A 21,234-nucleotide genomic window follows, 5' to 3' on the forward strand; every position below is an offset into this window, starting at 1 on the left:
GCAATCTCAAATCCTAATTTTTCCTACATCATGGGTAATATCATGTCCGGATAATTAGTTATAAAAAAACTTTCTCCTTCAACTCCAGTTGTTCTTCTTTATTCCCTCTTTCCTCTTTCCTGCTGACTTCCCCTCCACCGGAGGGGTTAGGGGTGGGTTGACTCCTGAGGACTCCGTAGTTATTTATTTATCACTGTTTAACCAGACATGATATAAGTCCTGATACAGTTATCGCAACCTCTACTTCTATTAATTTTATATATAATAGACATCTCTAAAAATCAAAAATAAAATCAATTATTACCCATAAATTATCAATTACTCCCCTCCACCGGAGGGGTTAGGGGTGGGTTCCCTGTTCCCTGTTCCCTGTTCCCTCTTTTCTGGAAAATTATCTGATGTCTCATCATCATAAAAGCGATAAAACAAAGGCTCATCTTTAAAATTATGTTCGTCTAAAACATGATGAATTATGCCCTGTTCTAACATTAATTGACCCATTAAAATAGCTTCTTCCCGAGTAGCTCGTTCGTGAATCATTAGCCACTCTACCGCATCCGAACCAAAAAATACATTTTGAAATTTCTTAAATTGAAATTTGCGGTCTTTGATAGAAACTCCGTTAGCTCCACGCATGGCAGTGGCGATCGCCCCCCAGTCGTACTCTTCTTTGATAGCAGGTGGCTCGATAGATGGAATTTCTTCAGGTTGGGATTGATATTCTACAGGAGTTTGCGACCGCAACCAAGCATAGATTTCTGGGTCGAGGTCTTTGATATGTAAGTCTTGTTGAGGACGAGCTACTTCTACTCCATACTTTCGCAAATATCTTTCTATTTGGTTATAGAGGTGGGTTCTCACCTTTGGTTGCTTGAGAGGGTCGCGGATAAAAGCTACTACCCGAAACTGTAACCCATCCTCTGCATATTCCCGAAATTTTACTTTGGGGGGTGGATGACGGAGAATATCTGGATGTTCTACTTGAGCTGAAGCAAGCAAAACTTTGTAGACAAAATCAATATCTGTTCCATGAGGAACTTTCACATAAGTTTTCACCCTAGTTATACCACTGCGGTTCCAGTTGAGGACTTCCCCTTCAATAAACCGAGAGTTGGGAATGGTAATAATGTAGCGTTCGATATTAGAAATATCAGTTGTTCTGGCACCGATACGTTGGACTAAACCTTGAAATTCTCCAACTTGAACTAATTCTCCAACTTTTACCGGACGAGCGACAATTAAAATTAACCCACATATGAAGTCTTTGACAATATTTTGTAATCCAAAACCAATTCCCACTCCGAGCGCTCCAAGCAAAATAGCTAGAGACTGAAAGTCTACTCCTCCAGCATTAAGAATTAAAACCGCTCCTACAGAAAGCAGTCCGTATTGGACAAAAAAAGCGATCGTGTCTTGGTGGCTGCGTTCAGCTTCTGTAAGGGGGAGGAAGCGAGATTTGAGGATTCTTACAAACCAGCTTACCCCTACCCAAAGTGCGACTATAGTTAGGGCGATAGTTAATATTCTGGTTAGGGAAATGCTTTCTTCTCCCAGTTGAAACATTCTAGAATTAAATGTACTGTCTAGAAGTTTGAAAGCTTCATAAAACCAAGCTCTAGTTATGGGAAATAGTTGAATTCCATACTTGATAAATGTTGCCCATACTCCCACTTGCAATAATAGTAAACCTAATAGTTGTAGGGAGTTCCAGCGTCTCTGAGGATTTTGTAGTTTCTGGCGTTGAATGTAACGAAATAGTAATACGAGTCCCCCCTGAAGTAACAGAGTAATCAAAAAGGCAATTATCAGCTTTTTGACTGCCCAACGGGTATAAGCAGGGGTGCGTTCCCGCCAACTTTGATTTAAACCCTGCTGGAGTTTTTCCTGCCACATTTGTACCTGCATCTCTGAGTACATGGAGTTGAGGACATCCGCTTCTGTCACCTGCATTAAGGGGCGACTATCGATTTTCAATACCACTTCTTGATTAGAGCGGATTACTTTTATCTGTGGTGGTGTTCCTCGTTGGATACTCTCAGCTAAGGCTGATTTCAGAGTTGATGTCATTAATGCGGCTCTCTCCTGGGCAGTCACTTTTTCAAAAGGGCCAATTTCTAAAAGTTCTCGACCATCTAATACTACGGGAGCTTTTACACTTGTTGCATCTTCTGCTAGGACGGGAGAGAATAGAAATATTGATAGTAAACAGATGCACAGTGCCAGAATTAACCTAAACCCATATTTCTGAAGTTTTGAGACATAGTTGAAGGAAGAAGGAAGAAGGTTGATATTTCGTTGTTTTAGATGTTCCATAAGTCAAATTAAGGAAGGAGGAAGGCTTTAGTTATCTAGGATAAAGGAAGAAGGAAGAAGGTTGATATTTCGTTGTTTTAGATGTTCCATAAGTCAAATTAAGGAAGGAGGAAGGCTTTAGTTATCTAGGATAAAGGAAGAAGGAAGAAGGTTGATATTTCGTTGTTTTAGATGTTCCATAAGTCAAATTAAGGAAGGAGGAGGAAGGAGGAAGGCTTTAGTTATCTAGGATAGAAGATTAAATAATATTAGGTTGTTTAAACTATTCCATAAGTCAAATATAGTAATGCTACTGCTATATCTTATAGCAAAGAAAAAGGGAAAAGTGGATGAAGAGAGTCTTCGACAAGTGACTTGTCTAGATGCTGGTGCATTGTAATGGTGGTCTATTGTAATTATTTTGCTCAAGGACAAAAACAGTGGGAGCAAGATGCTCCCACTACCGTGTCTGGTAACAAAGATTATTACAATCTACCAGATTTATGTTTCAATTAATCTAGCAGAACTAAAGCTAAAATAGTTAGATAATTTATGTTTGAACTGAGATAAAGTAAGCCAATCAAAATTAATTATGTACTGCTAATTAAGCCTATTAAATCAAAACAGCAAATCTGAATTTTTTACCAATCTATGCACAAAAAATTATATGAAAAAATCAATACTATATTTGACGGTTCTAATCATCTGTGGGTGCCGTGACTTATCTACTACTGAAAATCCATTAAACTTGCCTACCACATCACCTACTCCTACCTTTGTAGAATGCCCACAAAAACCAATAATTCGTCTGGATAAAACAGACGCTAAATCTTTATCTTTAACTGAAAATATTATTACTATATCCGATACTGTTAACTCTGAAAAACAACTTAGCTATAAATTCTATGCTAGAAGGGGTAAAGATTTTAACTATAGAATTACCAGCAATGTTTGTATTTGGATATTTGCCCCAGATACGAAACTATTACAACGTCGAGAATTAATCATCGCTGAACAGAGGGATTCACCAATTTCTGGAGAACAAATGTCTATCGATCTACCTCTAACAGGAGAATATATTGTACAAGTGTCAAGCCCTAGTGAATCTACAGAATTCAACCTAGAAATGAGTTTAGGAGATTTACCAACACCAGAACCTTCTACAGTTAATATAGACGAAACTTCATCAACGTCAAAATCAGAAACAACACCTCAAGAATCTACTCCTAAAACTTCTAGTGAAGCAGCAGTAAAAAATTATTATTCTAATCTTAATCAAGGTAAATATGAGCAAGCTTGGAATCAACTATCAACAAGTTTTCAAGATAATCAACAACTACATCCAGATGGTTATAATTCCTATTATGACTGGTGGACAGGAATTAATAATATTGCTATTCAAGATGTTAAGCAGGTCAGCACAAGTACAGAAACGGCTACAGTAAATGCTCTGGTAAAATATACAAAAAAATCAGGAGAAAATATTGCTCAATCTCTGGAGTTATTTTTAGTTTGGAATTCTACAGATAACAAATGGAATATAGATACAGTTAGCCTAAATTAGTTAGAATTATTATGGTAGAATATTCTTTGACTCTCACAAACAAAAATACTAATCAAATATCTAGATATATTCTAGACTTAGAAGAATATTATGAAAATCAGCCTGCCAGTTTTTTTACCCCAATAGTATGCAATAAAATTAGAAATGAACTACAAAGTCAAGGTAGCTTTCACATTAATGATATGTACTTACAAATAATTATCAAAACATGGATTCAAGATATCAAAGAAGGATATAGAGATAGTAATGTTGTTCTAGATTTACCTAAAATTAATCATCGGAATATTAACAGTCTCAAAGAATCAGGAAATCAAGAAATTCCCCAACTTATTTATCCAGATTTATCTGATATAGAACCAAAAATTGGCGCCTTACCCCCCCTAGACTTTTCTTAAAGAAAGAAGGAAGGAGCAAGAAGGAAGAAGGTAGATTAAGTAGGGTGTGTGACGAGACCCTTACCGTTCTGGAATAATGGTCGATTTTATTGTCACGCACCGCGTGCTGTGGGATGGTGCTACAGGATCTAATATTTATTTGACAAGCGCTCTCTAAAGTAATATCAAGTCTCATTAATTAGCCATAATAAAAATGTTCTTCTTTTGAGAGAAAATATTTTTTCGGTGCGGAATGCGGAGCAAACAAATTTCCCCTGCTTCCCTGCTCCCTGCTCCCTACTCCCTACTCCCTAAATTTTTCCGGGTTATTCAAAGAGAGATGATATAAGAAAGAATGAAGGAGCAAAAAGGAAGAAGGTAGTTAGCTCAAGACTGTTACTAAACAAAAACATCAAATTAAAAATTATGTTGTAGAAAGGGAGTTAAAATAAATTTATTTTTGAGGAGGATTATGGCTATTAATTGTAATGTATGTTTCTACGATAGAAATTCCGACAAAAATAAATTTTGCGAAGTTTGTGGTTCAGAAATACAACCATCAATTACTTTGTTTGAGGCTGGAGAAAAAGGTATTCAAGAGGGAGAAAAACAAACTGTTTTACAAACATATGAACGGATAGTAAATTCTCATCAAAGGATTAATAAAAATATTAATCAAAATATTAATAATAATCCTGTTACTCCACCTGTTTATACAAATATTCAAACTAGCTCACCTCCAACTCTAGAAACTGCTAAAAAAGCAAATATTTTACCTAAAAATTCTGCTAATCCTACTCTGATTACTGGAACAATTGCTAAACTTATTCCGAAACAAGTAGGTTCCCCTGTACCAGAATTTATTATCGATAGTAACAATGCTCTTATTGGCAAATTTGACCCGAATATCGGTCCTGTAGAAATTGATTTAGATGGATTTTATGGAGATGAAACAGTTTCTTCTACTCATGCAGAAATCTATTTTGAAAATAATCAATGGCAGATTAAAGACATGGGTTCTACTCATGGTATTTATATTAAACCTACAGGTAAAACTAGGTTTGGATACCGGACTAATAAACCAGAAATTTTAAACTCAGGAGATGAAATTGCTATAGGTAAAATTCGGTTACTATTTTTGATTATTTAATTTAGAAGTCAGTCCTCAGGAGTCAGGAGTCGTATGGGAATGGCTTCAATACCATTTTTTAGGTCATAATTCTCTTTTTTATCAAAGAGACATCTCCTGCAAAGTAGGGGCGTTAGCGGCAGCTCTGCGTTAGCAAATGGCCATTCGCCCTTACCAAATAATTAAGGTTTAAAGCCTCTCCTTTAAAGGATAAAAAAGCGGTCGTTAGCGAAGCTTCCCGTAGGGTAGGATGGCGTTTGCTACCGCAAAGCTTTCCGTTCCGGAATGCTACCGCAAATGCTAACAGCGGAGCGACTCTGATAATGGTACTTAGACATTTTTTGGTAGGAAAAATGCGTCAAAGTCAGTCTAGACAAGGGAATTACGTCAAAGCCTTAAAAATGGCTAGAACCCTTAGTAACTCAGGATTTATGCCTTTTCGACGTGAAAACCTCTACCCATCTATATCTGAGCCTATTTTCTGCCTTTATTTTATGTAAGTCCCAATGAGAGCGGGTCTCGGAGCTGGCCGACCATCGACCAAGAAAAGAAAAAATTTTCCTTTTATTCAACCCTCTTCTTTTCAAACAGAGGTAATAATTAATTATTAATTATTAATTATTAATTATTAATTGTTGAAGCCTTCCTTCTTCCCTCTTCCTTCCTCAATAAAATAAGGATACAAAAATGTCGATCAACTGCCCAGTTTGTGGCGCAGAAAATTCTGATACTGCCATTACCTGTCGTGCTTGTGGTTGCCCTTTAACGAATATAAATTCCGTAGGATATCAACTACCTAGTGGCACTTTACTTCAGCAAGGTAAATATAGAATAGAAAAAACATTAGGTGAGGGTGGTTTTGGCATTACTTACAAAGCAACTGATTTAGAAAATTTTACCGATGTTGCGATTAAAGAACTTTGCCCAGATAAGTTTCTGAGACATGGCATAAATATTATTTGGCCTCCTTCTATTACTGCCAAAATTAAGCAGGAACAAATCCAAAAATTTAAGATAGAAGCAGAATATTTACAAAAATGTGTCCATCCCAATATTGTTAAAGTAATTAATTGGTTTGAAGCTCATAATACAGCTTATTTAGTAATGGAATTTGTCAGAGGTAAACCCCTGTCTAAAATTTTGCAAGAAAAAGGTAAGCTACCAGAAAATATCGTCAAAAAATATTTTATTCAAATTGCCGAAGCTTTACAATTGGTTCATGCCAATAATTTTCTGCATCGCGATATTAAACCGGATAATATTATTATTAATTTCCTAGATAAAGCTATCCTAATTGATTTTGGTTCCGCTAGAGAATTTTTGGCAGGTTTCACTCATAAAATGACCTCTATGTTGACGCCTGGATATGCACCAATAGAACAATATACTAACTTCGGAAAACCCAATCCTAGTGCAGATTTATATGCTGTTTGTGCTTCAATTTATCATGCTTTAACAGGTAAAGTACCAGTAACATCATCTGCTCGATTAAGTTCAGAAACTTTGATTTATCCACGGCAAATAGAACCATCAATTCGTCCTCAAACAGAACAAATTATCTTAAAAGGAATGAAGATGAATATAGAGGAACGTTTTCAAAGTGCTGAGGAATTAATTAATGCACTTAAAGGTAAGTTTATTTCTCAACAATTAAGTCAAGCTAGACAGATTTTAAAACAAGGAAATTTGACAGAAGCAGTCACAACTTATCAACAATGTTTGTTAAAAGAACCCGATAATGGTATTGCTGCTGTAGAACTGGCAATGCTGTTAGTTTATATTGACGATCGCCAAGCTATTTTTGCTGCTAATCAAGCTATTAAAATTAATCCAAATGATGGTAGAGGCTATGGAGTTTTAGGGCTAATTAGTTGTCGTCAAGAAAATTGGGTGCAGGCACTTCAACAGTTAAAAAAAGCTGTAAATTTATCTCCGGAAGAATCTTGGATACAGGCTAACTATGCTTGGAGTTTAGCAAAATTATCTAGATGGAAAGAAGCATTAATAGTATGCGATCGCTCCTTGAAAATAGATAGTAATTCTGCTTTTGCATTAGGATTAAAAAGCTGGATTTTAGCTAATCAAAAACACTGGTAAAAAGTCATCGGTACTATTCGTCCTGCAATAAAAAATTCCCAAAAATATAATAGTAGCGATGGGTAAGCATTCAGCAGTCAGCTATCAGCTATCAGCTATTGCTTTTAGTTTTAGATAAAAGCTTTAATAATTGAGGCAGAATTTATACTTACTACCAAAGTCGGCTGTAAAGTCTATATTAATTTGAACCTCCTCATAAGAGCTGAGAGCTGACAGCTAATAGCTGAATACTTACAGCGATGGGCAAAAATTACTTTCTTGGTTATACCCTTCTTTGATGTTTGCTATAGACCAAGAATTACTAGGTAAAACTACTCCAGATATAGATAAATGTATTGAATAATGTATTGAATAATTTATTACTAAATTGCCTAACAGTAGTTTTGCTTGGGGATGCAAAGGTTGGAAACTAGGCTGCAAAAATCAATGGCAAGAGGCTATTATTTCTCTAGAAAAAGCTACCAATTTATCTGATATTAAATCTTGGATACTTTTAAATTTAGGCATCGCTTATGAACATCAGGGAAACTATCAAGCTGCCATTCAAATATATAAAAATTTCAGTAAGAATCATCAAAATGAAATTGCTCTATATCGTTTAGGCACTTTCCTTGGTCGTCAACAACAATGGTTACTAGCTAAATCTTTCCTCGAAAAAGCAATTAAAATCAATCCAAATTATGCAGAAGCTTATCATAATTTAGGGTGGGTGTTGTTAAATATTAAAAATTCTCATGGAGAGATTCAAAACTTACAAGCAATGGAATCAGCTTATGGTCAAGCTATTGAACTTTATGAACAACAAAATAAGTTAAATTTAGCTAACAGTATTAAACAAGCATTTCAAGTATAGCTGGTCACTACAAATACGAGGCATTTTTAACCAACTTGCCCATAAATGATAGTTGGGCAGAGAAATGTCGAGTATGAAAAATTAACTCCTTACACCTCTAAGAATAGAGAATATACCCATAAATAGTTATTTTAGGTTAAGAAAAATTAGATATTTTGCTTCTCTGCCCATTGCTTCAACTCTTCTAAAAAAGAAAGTGTTGTTTTCCCAAAATCAGTTATCTCGTAGGTTACAGCAAAAGGTCTTGTACTAATTACCTCACGCTTAACCAAACCATCATTCTCCATCTCTCTTAGCCTTTGAGTTACCATCTTTTTGCTTGCTCCGCCGAGTTGACGAGCTAAATCCCCAAAACGTACGGGTTTATCCTTGAGATGCCAAAGAATAGATCCTTTCCATTTTCCACCTATAAGCCTCATTCCGCGTTCAATTGGACAGGGTGTAATACAAGGTTCAATTGCCTGCTTGCGACCTAGATTGTCGGTTTCAATTTCAATCTTATAACTCATTTCCCACCTGGTTACTAAAAGTATACTAGTTGACTATAGTAACTTAATTTTGTATCTTTCAATTATGGCAGTGAGAAATACCAAATAAATCAAGGCAAACTAATGAAAACTCTGCTCTTAATTTTAGGTAAAGAAACTAACGAATTTGCTAAAGGTAACTATAATCAAAGTCTTTTTGAGATAGCAGTAGAAACTTTAAAAGCTCGTTATAACATTTTGACTACTATTGTTGAAGAAGGCTACGATGTTCCAGAAGAAATCGCTAAATTCAAACAAGCTGACGCAGTAATCTTTCAATACCCAGTTTACTGGTTCATGATGCCATCAACCTTAAAACGATACCTAGATGATGTTTATGCTTATGGTGAATTTTTTGCGTTTAGTGGTGGTGAATATGGTTCGGGTGGACTGATGAAAGGTAAAAAGTTTATGCTCTCTACTACCTGGAATGCACCTCTTGAAGTCTTCAATAATAAGAATCCGAATAGCTTTTTTGAAGGGCGATCGGCAGAAGAAGTATTGCTACCAATGTGTAAATCTCAGGAATATTGTGGTTTAGAGGAGTTACCTCATTTTTCTTGCCACAACATTATTAAAAATCCTCAATTTGAGTCCGATAAAGAGCGGTACATTCTTCATTTAACTAAAGTTTTTCTCGATTTTAATCCTTTTAGAAACGCAGACGCTCAACAAGTAGCATCTATAGTCAGTAATGCTGGCTAATGTTTGATTTATCCTCAAAAACACTATTGCAGGATGGCGGAATTAACGAAGTTAGAAGTCACAAGTCACAAGTCAGAAGTTATCAGGACTTACACAAAGACACTGTGTATAGAGTCCAGTAACTATTGGACAATAGTTATGAGTACTATATATACCGTATCTGCTTAAGTACTAGTTATTTTTGTAACGGGGGTTTGAGCTCTGCTCCAAAAATATTTCGCCTTAAAAGGCGTGGTTTTAGACCCATATAGCAATGAGCGCTGGCATTTTTACATGTTACATAGATATTTGCAATGTAATATAAAAGTAACTGTATGAGCTGTATTTTTCATAAATTAGGCGATCGCTAAACCTTAAAGTTTTAAGGATGTCTGTAATGGTATTGATAATTTACAGTTTATAGCTTGAAATTGTTTACGCATCCTTAAAACTTTAACCTTTAGCGATCGCCTAATTTATGAAAAATACAGCTCATACAGTTACTTTTATGTTACATTATCAATATTTATGTAATATGTAAAGATGCCAGCGCTCATTGCTATATTATTTTGATAACTGACCAGTTACAAAATCCTAAAACAATTACAAATCAATACTTTTGAATTTTGACTTTTGACTTCCGCGTAGCAGCACTATTAATTTAGAATAACCGAGAAAATATTGTGACCAAACAACCAGACATTCATCTTTATACAGCCTCCACCATGAACGGATGGAAGCCAGTAATTTTTCTTGAAGAAGCCGAAGTTGAGTATGACATGACCTATATTGACTTTTCTAAAAAGGAACAAAAGTCAGATTGGTACATGAAGCTCAACCCAAACGGACGTATTCCAACGATCGTAGACCGGGGTAATGACGATTTTACTGTTTTTGAGTCGGGTGCAATTCTTTGGTATTTGGCGGAAAAATATCAAAAGTTTCTCCCTCAAAATGAAAAAACTCGCTCTCAAACACTTCAATGGTTAATGTTTCAAATGGGTGGCATCGGACCAATGATGGGACAGGCAATGTATTTTCAAAGAATTGCCGAACCCCAGGGACATCGAGATGAGTTTGCTATCGAGCGATATGTAAAGGAGTCGCGCAGGTTACTGGAAGTATTGGATAAACAGCTTGAGGGTAAAATATTCTTGGTGGGAGATGAATTTACGATCGCAGATATTGCGACCTATCCTTGGGCGAGAGCTTACTATTGGGCAAAGGTTTCTGTAGATGGGTTGAATAACCTTCAGGCTTGGTTTGACCGTATTGACGAACGACCTGCTACTCAAAGAGCTTTAGAAAAACCCAAACCCGTACCTGCGTTTTTTGGCCGAGGTGATGTTGATACTGCCCAAGCTGCCAATGCAGCCAGATTTAAGGATAACTGATACATAAACTTCAATGGTGGTGAACAATATAAAATTAGAGACAAGGAGTAAAGATTATGAGCGAAAAACTATACACTGTTGCCGTATTGAAGGCTCAAAAGGGAAAGTTTGACGAGTTAGTTGCGGTTCTAGAAGAGCTAGCAAGAGAGACTCGTCAGGAAGTAGGATCGTTGCAATATGGGTTTTATACCGACAAAAAAGACCCTAACACCATACTATCTTTTGAAGAGTGGGAAGATACGGATGTTGAATCTGCACATTGGGAAACACTCCACCTTACTTCAGCGGTTGAAAAATTCAAGGACATTTTGGATGGCGAACCGATCGTCTATAAAAGCCATCAAATCATCTAAGTTTGTTTCATAAATCAAAGTATTTTTTCCAAAAAAGGAGATTTCTCATGAGTAAGACAATTTTAATGACGGGTGCAGGTTCGGGATTTGGTAAAGGTACGGTGCTGGGGCTATCAATAGTATTAAAATAATTAGACAAAGTTAACATTTGTTGTGATATACTAGATTTATGTCTAATTTATTAAATTATTAAAAAAAGTGGCCGATAAATTAAAATGCAATCAATCAAGACCAAATTAAAAGTTAACAATTACCAAAAAACCATGCTAGCCAAACACGCAGGTGTAGCTCGTCATGCTTATAACTGGGGATTAGCAACTTGCATTGCTGAGTATGAATCAACAAAAAAACGCCCTAGCGCTATCACTTTACACAAGCGTTTAGTGCCTGAAGTTAAGTCAATTAATCCTTGGTATTATGAGGTATCTAAATGTGCCCCACAACAAGCATTAAGAGACTTAGAAAAGGCATTTAAAAACTTTTTGACTATTCCTAAACGTGGTTTTCCTAAGTTTAAGAAAAAGGGTAGAAAAGATAGTTTCTATTTAGAAGGAAGTATTAAGGTTCTCAAGGGAAACTATATAAAACTACCCAGAATAGGAATCGTAAAAACTTATGAAATCTTACCATCTGTACCCATCAAAAATGTTACTATATCAAAACGTGCAGATAATTGGTATATCAGCTTTAAATATGATTATCAACCAACTCCTACCGCCAAAAAACGAGATATCATTGGTGTAGATGTGGGAGTTAATACTCTAGCAACTTGTAGCGATGGAACAAAATTTGCTAACATCAAAGCCTATAGGCAATCCAAAAAACGATTAGCTCGTTATCAACACCGTGTCAGCAAAAAAGAGCCAGGCTCAAAAAACAGACTCAAGGCAATAAAAAGATTAGCCAAGGCTCACAAAAAAGTGGCTGACATCAGAGCCGACACACTTCATAAACTCACAACATGGTTAGCTAAAAACCACAGCACCATAGTGATAGAAGATTTGAATGTCAGTGGAATGCTCAAAAATCACAAACTAGCAAGTGCGATAGCAGACTGCGGTTTTTATGAGTTCAAGCGTCAGCTCATATACAAGTGCGAGTGGTATGGAAGCCAGCTAGTAATAGCAGATAGATTTTATCCAAGTTCTCAAATATGTTCTCATTGCGGACATCAACAAAAAATGCCTTTACATGAGAGAACTTATAATTGTGCTAATTGTGGATTTGAAACTGACAGAGACTTTAATGCTGCTGTCAACCTAGAAAACTATGTGAATAAGTAGGTGAAGTTCTCACCGATTTGAAGCCTGTGGAGAAGATAGGTTACAGACTGTGGTCAGTGGTCTTCTGCGAAACAGGAAGCTAGCTCCAAAGCTCATGCAATCAGTCATGGGTAAGTTTGGGTAAGTTTAGCAGAACGGTTGGCAAAAAAAGGTCATCAGGTAATTGCTACCTGTGAAAACTGGCCCCAAGTCACTGAACTCAAGGCAGCAGCAGAACAAGAAGGTGTGGAAATTGAAGTCGCTAAGATGGATCTGCTGAATAAAGAGGAACGCGAAATTGTGTTTGAGAAATATGCCGAGGAAATCGACATTTTAGCTCCCAACGCAGCTACTGGCGAAAAAAGCTTCTTCCTTCTTCCTTCTTCCTTACCTTCTCTATACAATGCCGATGCTACCGGACATGATATAAGTCCTTAAATTTTATTGATAACTGATTATCCGTTAGCGTAGCTCCCCCGGAGGGGGAACATGATATAACCTATTAATATTGCCTTTTTTTTGGAAGCCTAAAAAAATTAAAACGGGATTTCTTCATCAAAACCAGACTCATTTTCCTGTTCTTGAGACTCGGCAAAAATTGCCTCTGCCTGTTTAATTTTTTCAAAAATTGTAGCTCTAGAATAAGGTCGTTTTTTCATCAGTCGATCAATTTTATATTTAGCTTTAATTGCCTCTCGATATTCTTGAGAAATGGGTTCTTCCGGCAAATTAAAATCGCTAGCTTTAATAACTGGTAGTCGAGGACCTAATTTTTCTCTTGGCATTTCTGGTAATCGTAGGAGAAAATATTCTCGTCTACGTTTTATATTTTCAGCTCGATTTTCAATTTCTGCTAATACACCTAATAACTGACTAGGATGATGTTCAGAAATAGCGACTATAACCTCAACATCATCTAAGGGAATACCTAAACTTTCTGCTTTAGCTAAAAATTCATCTGGAATATGATTTATTATTGGAGGATTAATAGCAGCAGAGATTTCTGCCATAGCTTTTTTGATAGTTTCTTGAGCAAATTCAACTGTTTGATTATTAGCTTGATTTGTCGATTTTTCACTGATAATATTTTCTAATTTTTGGGTGGCATTTGTTAATAATTTAATTGCTTGTTTAAGATGTTCGTAATCCATTTTTATCGAATAATTAAGGTTGAAAGCCTCTCTTTTATAAGTCAAAAGTCAAAAGTCAAAAGTAAGAAGTTAAAAGTCAAAAGGTTGAAAGCCTCTTCTTTATAAGTCAAAAGTCAAAAGTAAGAAGTAATACGAATTTCAAGGAGAGGTAATAATTAATAATTAATAATTAATTATTCAATGGCTTCTAATTCTTGTGTTGATTGCCACCCGGGTTTCCAAAGAGAACGGTCTTTTAGTTGTTTAGCATTTAACCAAAATCTTACACTAGAGTCACAGGAAGCTACCATTTCAGCAAATACCCATTGACCTTGATTTTTACGATTTACTACTTGGAAATGTCGCCATCCCCAAGTTTTTTGATTAGCGGTCCATTTTGAACCAACAAGATGAGGAAACTTTTGTTTTTTTGGCATTTTCTAAGAAGGAAGAAGGAAGAAGAAAGAAGGAAGAAGGAAAAATATTACGTTGTCTTAGTTTTAAGCTTTTGATTTGTCCTAACCTTTCCTTCTACTGCTATAAGTCTAACCTCATTTCATTACTTTTATCAAAGCCAAGATGAGAGTATAGAGGTTTGCCTTGAGGCGAAGCATGAAGAACAGCTTTAGTACAATTAATAGATTTAAGGTAAGCGATCGCTTCTCCCATCAACTTTTTAGCAATTCCTTGACGGCGATAATTTGCTTCAACATAAACACCCCAAATATAACCATATTTTCGATATTCCGGCTTGAGAATATTTGGATATAAACCAGCAAATATTTGACAGCTAACTGAACCAACGATTGTATTATTTACTTCAGCAATAAAAGCTTGATAAAATAGTTTTTTTCTAGCATTATCAATATATTCTTTTGTAATTTCTAACCAGTTAGATTCAATATCATCAATAGGTACGCCAATATCTTGCCACATTTTGTAAAGATGTTCGGCAATTAGATAATTTTCTGATAAGTTTGCTGTTCTGATATTAAGATTTTCTAGCATTTAAATTAAGGAAGAAGGAAGAGGGAAGAAGGAAGAAGTTAAAAGTTAAAAGTCAAAAGTAAGAAGTAAGAAGTAAGAAGTAATATGAAAATTGTGCTACTTACCTAATAATTAGGGTTTAAAGTCTCTCCTTTATAAGTCAAAAGTAAGAAGTAAATAGTTGGGCAGAACAATCTTGGGACAATTCTTACTCCTACCTGCTCTAAATTCCTATTTCTCCTGTCTCCTGTCTCCTGTCTCCTACCCCTGCTAAAAGACTTTTGAGCGCAAACTCTATTTACTCAATTCTAAGATTAAAAGGCAAACGAGTATAAATTCCATAAGGATCATTCATCGCTCTCAAACTAGCTAACTCCTGCTGCAACTTTTGAAATTCTGCTGTCAGTGGATCTATAGGAGAAGTCGATATTTCAGCTTCCACACCAGAAAGACTGCGGAAAATTCTTTGCTCCAAACTACGAGACTTAGGATATTCTTCAACTTTCCAATTATCTCCCAATTCCGCTGTTTCTGCCGCAAACTCAATCGCACCCTCTATTCCAGTAATCTCATCCACCAAACCTAATTCTTGAGCACTAACACCAGACCAAACTCTACCTTGAGCAATTTCAGCTACTTTCTCTTTTGGTAAATCACGAGCAGTTGCTACATCTGTAATAAAACGCTCATAAATTGAATCCACCATATTTTGAATTAAGGCTAACTCCTCCTCAGTTTTAGGACGAGAATTATTATTCAGATCGGCAAATTGACCAATTTTCACTGTATCCCAAGTAATGCCATTTTCATTGCCTAACTCTTGAATATTGAACAAAACACCAAAAACTCCAATGGAACCTGTAATAGTAGTAGGTTCAGCAAATATTTTGTCTGCATTCATGGAAATCCAATATCCACCAGAAGCAGCTATATTACCCATAGACACAATTATAGGTTTTTGCTCCCTTGTCATCTTGACTTCTCGACCAATAACTTCCGATGCTGAAGCACTTCCACCAGGACTATTCACTCGCAAAACTACAGCTTTAACTTTGTCATCAAGTCGCAGTCGTCGCAATTCTTTTGCTAGGCGATCACCTCCTATCTGTCTAGGAGTACCCGTACCATTAACTATTTCTCCCTCAGCATAAACTACAGCAATTTTGTTTTTGCTTTTAACATCTCCACTGGCAACTTCTATTACTTCTGGTACTCTGGTATAGTTGTTGAGACTAATTTGTGTGAAAGTTTTGTCATCCTCTTCTTTGCCAGTTAGCACTTTGAGTTCACTTAGCACTTCATCATAGTAACCAACTCGGTCTACTAATTTACTATCTACCGCAGCATCTGCCATCAAAATACCCTGCTCATTAGCGATCGCCTGTAACTGCTGTACTGTTAACCCACGACTCGGAGCTATTTTTTGCAAGTATTTACCCCAAATATCCCTTAACAACTTGAGAGTTTGCTCTCTGTTTTCCGGACTAATTTCTTTTCGTATAAAAGGTTCAACTGCAGACTTATATTTACCGACTCTCGTTACTTGTACTCCAATACCAAATTTATCAAACGCCCCACTTAAGAACATAGTCTGTGAACTTAAGCCATTGAATTCTATAGCACCGAGAGGGTTAATCACAATTTCATCTGCTACCGAACCTAAATAATATTCTCGCTCTGTCCAGTCTACATCGTAGGCAATGATTTTTTTGCCTGTTTCCCGGAACCGTTGAAGTGCCTGACGTATTTCTTGTAGATTTGCCAGTCCTGTTCTTCCTGGTGTACTGCTACCTTTAATGTAAAGACCGATGATTTTTTCATCTTGGGCAGCAGTATCAAGAGCATTAATTGCTTTTCGGAGAGTAATAGTTGCAGGTTGGTCGCCAGAGAGAGCTTCTTGAAGTGCTTCCCCGGTAGTGGAGATGGGTCTGGTGTCTGTAATATTCGTAGCGAGGTCGAAAACTAAGACCGATTTATCTTTAACTTGTGGGCCGATGTCTTTGGCCTTACTCGCGATGGAACCAACAAGAAATATTAGTCCGCCAAATCCTAAGCCGACAATTAGAGCAATTCCTAGTAAACTGCCAATCAGGCTGGCAAAAGTATATTTGAAGAAGTCTTTCATGTTTTCAGGTGGTTGGTTTTGGGTTTTTGGTGGTAGGTGGTAGGTTTTAGTCAAATAAATTAGGACTTACGCAGTACAACTTAATTTTCGTCATTGCGGCCGACAGGGTTTGCGGAGCAGTCCGGAACAGAAAGCAATCTCAAATCCTAGTTTTTCGTACCTCATGCGTAAGTCCTGTTGGTTATTATAGCGTTTTCATCTGGGTGGTAGGTTTTAGGTTCAGGCGTTGCTGATTTAATGTATGAAATTCAATTAGTGGTAAATTTTCACCCAAAACAATAGTGGAAATTATACCTATTTCTGACTCTAAAGTCATTGGAAAATTCCTTTCTACCTACTGACTCAGTCCTCGGTCTTCCTGTGAAATCAAATCCGGTTGAATACTTATTATATAGTTGAGGGAGATGGGGAGATGGGGAGATGGGGAGATGGGGAGATTGAAGTGTGGATAGAATTATCAAAACTTACGCAAATTGACTTTTAAAGCACCATTTGTAGGGGCGTTAACGATAGTTATGCGAAGCAAATGGTATTTGCTAAGGCAAAGCTCCGAATGGCGCCCTCGCTATATGTAGAGTCTCTGCGTAAGTCCTGATTATAAACATATACTGTATAACCGGATTCTATATGAAATCATCAGCGAAACACACCGAAAATTAAAATCTAGATGGTGCGTTAATCAAATGTAACGCACCCTACTGGACTACTACTCCCTACTCCCTACTCCCTACTCCCTCTTTTCTAGACTGCCAGATTTTTTCAGTTCAGATAAATTAGCATTACCCGTACAAAATAGGACTGTTGTAATTTCTGCTATTAAAATATCTACTAATATATTGAGAGATTCTTCTGATTCAGCTGCAGCTTGAAGGAATGGCCAAGCTAGCCCACTGAGGTCTGCACCTAGAGCGATCGCTTTTGCCACATCTACCCCATTGCGCAAACCTCCAGAAGCAATGAGCGGAATGTCTGAGTTGAAGGCGCGGATGTCAGTAATACATTTTGCTGTTGGTATACCCCAGTTGCCAAAAGTTTCTCCTAACCTGCGCTGACGTATATCTGTTGCTCGTTCCCCTTCAATTTTTGCCCAAGAAGTTCCTCCTGCCCCAGCTACGTCAATTGCTGCTACTCCAGCATCTATTAATTTTTGAGCCATTGTTCCGGAAATGCCATTACCTACCTCTTTGGCAATGACTGGCACTGGTAATGAGTAGCATAATTTTGATATTTTGTCAAATAGTCCGCGGAAATTTGTATCGCCTTCAGTTTGAATACACTCTTGCAAAGGATTAAGATGAAGAATCAGAGCATCTGCTTGTAGGATGTTGATCGCTTGTTGGCACTGTTCTATGCCATAATCATAATTTAGTTGAACTGCCCCTAGATTAGCAAATAGGAGAATATCCGGAGCGAGCGATCGCACAGCAAAAGTATCAGCCACTTGGGAATTTTCCACCGCCACTCGTTGTGAACCCACTCCCATTGCTATTTTATATTTTTGAGCAACTTTGGCTAACCGAAAATTAATCATTTTTGCTTGTTCAGTGCCACCTGTCATCGAAGATATTAACAATGGCGCACCTAATTGTTTTCCCAGAAAAGTAGTGTTTGTAGTTATTTCGTTGCGATTTAGTTCTGGTAAACAACAATGGGTAAAACGGTAGCGGTCTAAACCATTAGTAATGTTATGAAATTGGACATCTGATTCCAGACAAATTCTGAGATGGTCTGCTTTGCGGGTTTGAGTTTGGGAATTTGAGTTCATCAGTTATATCATGTTCGGTTGAATACTTACACTTTGGAGGAAGGAAGGCAGTAGGCAGTAGGCAGTAGGCAGTAGGGAATATTGGTTCAAGGCCAGAAGTTTTTTATAACTGATTATCCGAAGATGATATTATGTGTTATTTCAAATGTTGGCATTAGTGAAAAGATGTATGATATCATGTCCGGATAAGAGCGGGATAGAACACCGTTCCGCACTCCGCGTTAACGTGCGTTGTGCGCCAGGAAACAAAAAACTTTCTCCTTCTATTCCTTATTTCTTCTTCTTTCTTCTCTCCTGACTCCTGACTCCTGACTCCTGACTCCTAAGTAATTAAGATTAATATCATACCCTAATTTACCAACGCCCAAATGTTTATCAAAAAAATCCATTGCCATATCTATTAAAGCGGGGTCAAAAGCTTCACCTCTACCATGATAATGTCCCCAATCAGGTTTTTTTTCTAACTGAACTTCTACGCCTTTTTCTGATAGAGCATCTGCTAATAAAACACTTTGACTCATTGGTACAACATTATCTTTTTCTCCATGCATAATTAGAAAAGGTGGATCTTGAGCATCAATATAATTAATGGGGTTAGTAAATGCTGCTAATTCTAATTTTTGCGAGACAGGTCCTCCTAATAACTTATGAGTTACTAAAGTATAAATATACCATTCTTTATCTTTATACTTTTCCTCAACAGCAGGAGTAATAGATTCTTCAAAAGCGGGAGGTACTTTCGTAAAGTCTGTAAGTGGATACCATGCACAAACTGCTTGTACGGCACTAGATATTTCTGGATTATTTGTTCCTTCCAATTCTTTTACTCCTGCTGATGTTCCTAATAAAGCACTTAAATGTCCCCCAGAAGAAGGTCCCCAAGCACCAACATTTTTAGGGTCTAGATCGTACTTATCTGCATTTTTTCGCAGCCAACGAACTGCTGTTTTAACATCCTGAATTTGGGCAGGAAATAGTGCTTCATTACTAAATCTATAGCTAATACAAGCCATGGCATAATTTCTCTGTACCACAATTTTTCCAGGGCAATATTCTTTAGTTCCTTGCAACCAACCACCACCATGAATGTAGATTAACAGAGGTAAAGGTTTCTCTGGTTTTGTTTCTGGTAAATATAAATCTAAAAGTAGTGCTTTTTCCTGATTTTGATAATTATAATTTCCATAAACAAGATTTTGTAAAACCTTAACTTCCATCGGTTTTTGCTGACAACTTGTAATTAATAATGTCAGCAACAGTAACAAAAATCTGAGGCGATGAGTCAACCTCCCAAAAACAATAGCCATCTGTTGTATTTTCTCACGAGAAAGAATATAAAAATACACCTTAAATTAAAGAGTATTTTCTCTAACATAGCAATCTGTCTAGAGTTTGTCAAAAAACCAGAATAATATCAAATCCCCGTTGAAAAAACAACTTCTAACTTCTGACTTCGTTAAGCTGTTGGAGTCCAAAGTAACTCAAATACTAATAAATAATCAGGGGTAACTTTGCCTAACTCTTTCAAAGTTTGCTTGAAACTTTCTCTATTATTAACTTCAGCAAATAAAGGATAATCATCCTCCGTTCCCAACAACAAAGTTACAATAATATGACGATCTAGTTGCACATTATCATCAACAGTATTAACCTCAAACTTACACCTCTCAGCAAAAGATAACTGCTCAAAAATTCTTTCAGCTTCCTGTCTACTCTCCACGGTTTCCGAACTAGCAACAACATCAGTCCAATATTCCTCCGTTTGCAGCAGGGCGATCGCCGACTGCAATAATAACTCTACTCTACCTTCTGGGGTATCAATATCGATCTCCTCACTCATTTTTGCTAAGTTAGATTGAATATTATTTGCTGGTGCAACCATTGTTACCTGTAACTTACTCACAGTTACAATATCATTAACCAAATCTTCTGGTATAGTTGCAACTGGCAATGTTTCCTCAATAACTTCCACATATCCTGGTGACTCCTCAATAACTTCTATATATTCATCTTCCTCAGCTACCAATACTTCTCGACGACCGTCAAAAGCAGGAGCGATCGCCATAATTAAAACATAAAAAATACATACCAGCAAAATTCCAATTAAAAGTATTGTGAGAAACATTGGTAAAACTGTTGCGGGTCCATCGTAGTAGCTGTAAACAACTCGTTCGTGGACAGTAGGTTGGTAATAGTAACGGACTCTAGTAGTTGGATGCACATAATAAAATCGATTTGTACCAGGTTGCTCGTAATAATATCGTCTAGTGCTGCTATCAATAAAATAACGTTGCCCATTATCAATATTCATGTAGTAACGTCGTTGGGTTGCTGGTTGTACATAATAAAATCTCCCTGTACCTGCTTCCTGATAATAACGTTCTTGAGTTCCTGGACGGGTATAATAACGTCGTCCGGTAGCAGGTTCCACAGAGTAACGTTTTTTTGTAGTTGGAGCAAACGATCCACTGCGAGTCCGTCCACCAGTGTTGGTGTTATTGGTAGTGGGGCGAGTATTATTGTTTGGTTTGGTATTGTTGCTAGGTTGAGAAAATGAACCACTGCGCTGAGAGTTATAGCAATGAGCGCTGGCATCTTTACATATTACATAAATATTGATAATGTAACATAAAAGTAACTGTATGAGCTGTATTTTTCATAAATTAGGCGATCGCTAAAGGTTAAAGTTTTAAGGATG

At 36.8% G+C, this 21,234-nt stretch carries 19 protein-coding genes; 10 read left to right on the forward strand and 9 right to left on the reverse strand.

The genetic code is table 11. The features are described from left to right. Nucleotides 1-318: 318 nt before the first annotated feature. On the reverse strand, nucleotides 319-2,313 hold the full coding sequence (locus F6K27_RS07475; RefSeq protein ID WP_287274400.1) for a mechanosensitive ion channel domain-containing protein: 1,995 nt from the start codon (nucleotides 2,311-2,313) through the stop codon (nucleotides 319-321). 646 nt (nucleotides 2,314-2,959) lie between these two features. Here F6K27_RS07475 and F6K27_RS07480 point away from each other — a divergent pair. The 5 genes from F6K27_RS07480 to F6K27_RS07500 all read left to right on the forward strand — a co-directional run bounded on the left by F6K27_RS07480 (nucleotide 2,960) and on the right by F6K27_RS07500 (nucleotide 8,309). Next, entirely contained in the window at nucleotides 2,960-3,856 is an 897-nt protein-coding gene (locus F6K27_RS07480) for a hypothetical protein (protein WP_287274402.1), read from the forward strand. 11 nt (nucleotides 3,857-3,867) lie between these two features. Further along, nucleotides 3,868-4,251 (forward strand): hypothetical protein, encoded by a 384-nt coding sequence (locus tag F6K27_RS07485; RefSeq protein WP_124144302.1) that lies wholly within the window; start codon nucleotides 3,868-3,870, stop codon nucleotides 4,249-4,251. Nucleotides 4,252-4,702: 451 nt separating this feature from the next. Continuing rightward, complete coding sequence (locus tag F6K27_RS07490) at nucleotides 4,703-5,380, forward strand: FHA domain-containing protein (RefSeq protein WP_287274404.1); 678 nt, start codon at nucleotides 4,703-4,705, stop codon at nucleotides 5,378-5,380. A 666-nt stretch (nucleotides 5,381-6,046) separates the two neighbouring features. Then, nucleotides 6,047-7,456 carry a protein kinase gene (locus F6K27_RS07495; protein WP_287243642.1) on the forward strand — a complete coding sequence of 470 codons (1,410 nt, stop codon included), beginning with the start codon at nucleotides 6,047-6,049 and terminating at the stop codon, nucleotides 7,454-7,456. Nucleotides 7,457-7,823: 367 nt separating this feature from the next. Next, the gene (locus tag F6K27_RS07500) at nucleotides 7,824-8,309 is read left to right on the forward strand and encodes a tetratricopeptide repeat protein (RefSeq protein WP_287274406.1); all 486 of its coding nucleotides are present in this window, start codon (nucleotides 7,824-7,826) and stop codon (nucleotides 8,307-8,309) included. A 146-nt stretch (nucleotides 8,310-8,455) separates the two neighbouring features. On the opposite strand, the gene F6K27_RS07505 is transcribed toward F6K27_RS07500, so the two are convergent. Beyond that, nucleotides 8,456-8,818 (reverse strand): helix-turn-helix domain-containing protein, encoded by a 363-nt coding sequence (locus F6K27_RS07505; RefSeq protein WP_124147774.1) that lies wholly within the window; start codon nucleotides 8,816-8,818, stop codon nucleotides 8,456-8,458. A 102-nt stretch (nucleotides 8,819-8,920) separates the two neighbouring features. On the opposite strand from F6K27_RS07505, the gene F6K27_RS07510 reads away from it, so the two are divergent. From F6K27_RS07510 to F6K27_RS07530, 5 genes are all read left to right on the forward strand, one after another. Next, nucleotides 8,921-9,541, forward strand: a complete 621-nt coding sequence (locus F6K27_RS07510; protein ID WP_287274408.1) for an NAD(P)H-dependent oxidoreductase — start codon at nucleotides 8,921-8,923, stop codon at nucleotides 9,539-9,541. A gap of 662 nt (nucleotides 9,542-10,203) precedes the next feature. Continuing rightward, a complete protein-coding gene (locus tag F6K27_RS07515) occupies nucleotides 10,204-10,914 on the forward strand; it encodes a glutathione S-transferase family protein (RefSeq protein ID WP_287274410.1) in 711 nt (236 codons plus the stop codon). Nucleotides 10,915-10,970: 56 nt separating this feature from the next. Beyond that, nucleotides 10,971-11,267 (forward strand): putative quinol monooxygenase, encoded by a 297-nt coding sequence (locus tag F6K27_RS07520; RefSeq protein WP_287274411.1) that lies wholly within the window; start codon nucleotides 10,971-10,973, stop codon nucleotides 11,265-11,267. 215 nt (nucleotides 11,268-11,482) lie between these two features. Next, on the forward strand, nucleotides 11,483-12,550 hold the full coding sequence (locus F6K27_RS07525; RefSeq protein ID WP_287274413.1) for an RNA-guided endonuclease TnpB family protein: 1,068 nt from the start codon (nucleotides 11,483-11,485) through the stop codon (nucleotides 12,548-12,550). Nucleotides 12,551-12,688: 138 nt separating this feature from the next. Next, nucleotides 12,689-12,967 (forward strand): hypothetical protein, encoded by a 279-nt coding sequence (locus F6K27_RS07530; RefSeq protein WP_287274415.1) that lies wholly within the window; start codon nucleotides 12,689-12,691, stop codon nucleotides 12,965-12,967. Nucleotides 12,968-13,065: 98 nt separating this feature from the next. On the opposite strand, the gene F6K27_RS07535 is transcribed toward F6K27_RS07530, so the two are convergent. The 7 genes from F6K27_RS07535 to F6K27_RS07565 all read right to left on the reverse strand — a co-directional run bounded on the left by F6K27_RS07535 (nucleotide 13,066) and on the right by F6K27_RS07565 (nucleotide 20,967). After that, nucleotides 13,066-13,680 carry a hypothetical protein gene (locus F6K27_RS07535; RefSeq protein ID WP_287274417.1) on the reverse strand — a complete coding sequence of 205 codons (615 nt, stop codon included), beginning with the start codon at nucleotides 13,678-13,680 and terminating at the stop codon, nucleotides 13,066-13,068. A 173-nt stretch (nucleotides 13,681-13,853) separates the two neighbouring features. Next, a complete protein-coding gene (locus tag F6K27_RS07540; protein WP_287274419.1) occupies nucleotides 13,854-14,096 on the reverse strand; it encodes a TIGR02450 family Trp-rich protein in 243 nt (80 codons plus the stop codon). A gap of 100 nt (nucleotides 14,097-14,196) precedes the next feature. Beyond that, on the reverse strand, nucleotides 14,197-14,667 hold the full coding sequence (locus F6K27_RS07545; RefSeq protein WP_287274421.1) for a GNAT family N-acetyltransferase: 471 nt from the start codon (nucleotides 14,665-14,667) through the stop codon (nucleotides 14,197-14,199). Nucleotides 14,668-14,944: 277 nt separating this feature from the next. After that, entirely contained in the window at nucleotides 14,945-16,771 is a 1,827-nt protein-coding gene (gene sppA / locus F6K27_RS07550) for a signal peptide peptidase SppA (RefSeq protein WP_287274427.1), read from the reverse strand. Nucleotides 16,772-17,498: 727 nt separating this feature from the next. Then, the gene (gene fni / locus F6K27_RS07555; protein ID WP_287274423.1) at nucleotides 17,499-18,536 is read right to left on the reverse strand and encodes a type 2 isopentenyl-diphosphate Delta-isomerase; all 1,038 of its coding nucleotides are present in this window, start codon (nucleotides 18,534-18,536) and stop codon (nucleotides 17,499-17,501) included. A 263-nt stretch (nucleotides 18,537-18,799) separates the two neighbouring features. After that, a complete protein-coding gene (locus tag F6K27_RS07560) occupies nucleotides 18,800-19,843 on the reverse strand; it encodes an alpha/beta hydrolase (protein ID WP_124147785.1) in 1,044 nt (347 codons plus the stop codon). A 149-nt stretch (nucleotides 19,844-19,992) separates the two neighbouring features. After that, a complete protein-coding gene (locus F6K27_RS07565) occupies nucleotides 19,993-20,967 on the reverse strand; it encodes a DUF1517 domain-containing protein (RefSeq protein WP_287274425.1) in 975 nt (324 codons plus the stop codon). Nucleotides 20,968-21,234 lie beyond the last annotated feature (267 nt).

Source organism: Okeania sp. SIO2F5, from assembly GCF_010692685.1.
GTDB lineage: Bacteria > Cyanobacteriota > Cyanobacteriia > Cyanobacteriales > Microcoleaceae > Okeania > Okeania hirsuta.

Bases quoted from the DNA above. Each gene is read 5' to 3' on its own strand.
- F6K27_RS07475 (WP_287274400.1), bottom strand. From the start codon at position 2,313: ATGGAACATCTAAAACAACGAAATATCAACCTTCTTCCTTCTTCCTTC.
- F6K27_RS07480 (WP_287274402.1), top strand. From the start codon at position 2,960: ATGAAAAAATCAATACTATATTTGACGGTTCTAATCATCTGTGGGTGC.
- F6K27_RS07485 (WP_124144302.1), top strand. From the start codon at position 3,868: ATGGTAGAATATTCTTTGACTCTCACAAACAAAAATACTAATCAAATA.
- F6K27_RS07490 (WP_287274404.1), top strand. From the start codon at position 4,703: ATGGCTATTAATTGTAATGTATGTTTCTACGATAGAAATTCCGACAAA.
- F6K27_RS07495 (WP_287243642.1), top strand. From the start codon at position 6,047: ATGTCGATCAACTGCCCAGTTTGTGGCGCAGAAAATTCTGATACTGCC.
- F6K27_RS07505 (WP_124147774.1), bottom strand. From the start codon at position 8,818: ATGAGTTATAAGATTGAAATTGAAACCGACAATCTAGGTCGCAAGCAG.
- F6K27_RS07510 (WP_287274408.1), top strand. From the start codon at position 8,921: ATGAAAACTCTGCTCTTAATTTTAGGTAAAGAAACTAACGAATTTGCT.
- F6K27_RS07520 (WP_287274411.1), top strand. From the start codon at position 10,971: ATGAGCGAAAAACTATACACTGTTGCCGTATTGAAGGCTCAAAAGGGA.
- F6K27_RS07525 (WP_287274413.1), top strand. From the start codon at position 11,483: ATGCAATCAATCAAGACCAAATTAAAAGTTAACAATTACCAAAAAACC.
- F6K27_RS07535 (WP_287274417.1), bottom strand. From the start codon at position 13,680: ATGGATTACGAACATCTTAAACAAGCAATTAAATTATTAACAAATGCC.
- F6K27_RS07540 (WP_287274419.1), bottom strand. From the start codon at position 14,096: ATGCCAAAAAAACAAAAGTTTCCTCATCTTGTTGGTTCAAAATGGACC.
- F6K27_RS07545 (WP_287274421.1), bottom strand. From the start codon at position 14,667: ATGCTAGAAAATCTTAATATCAGAACAGCAAACTTATCAGAAAATTAT.
- sppA (WP_287274427.1), bottom strand. From the start codon at position 16,771: ATGAAAGACTTCTTCAAATATACTTTTGCCAGCCTGATTGGCAGTTTA.
- fni (WP_287274423.1), bottom strand. From the start codon at position 18,536: ATGAACTCAAATTCCCAAACTCAAACCCGCAAAGCAGACCATCTCAGA.
- F6K27_RS07560 (WP_124147785.1), bottom strand. From the start codon at position 19,843: ATGGCTATTGTTTTTGGGAGGTTGACTCATCGCCTCAGATTTTTGTTA.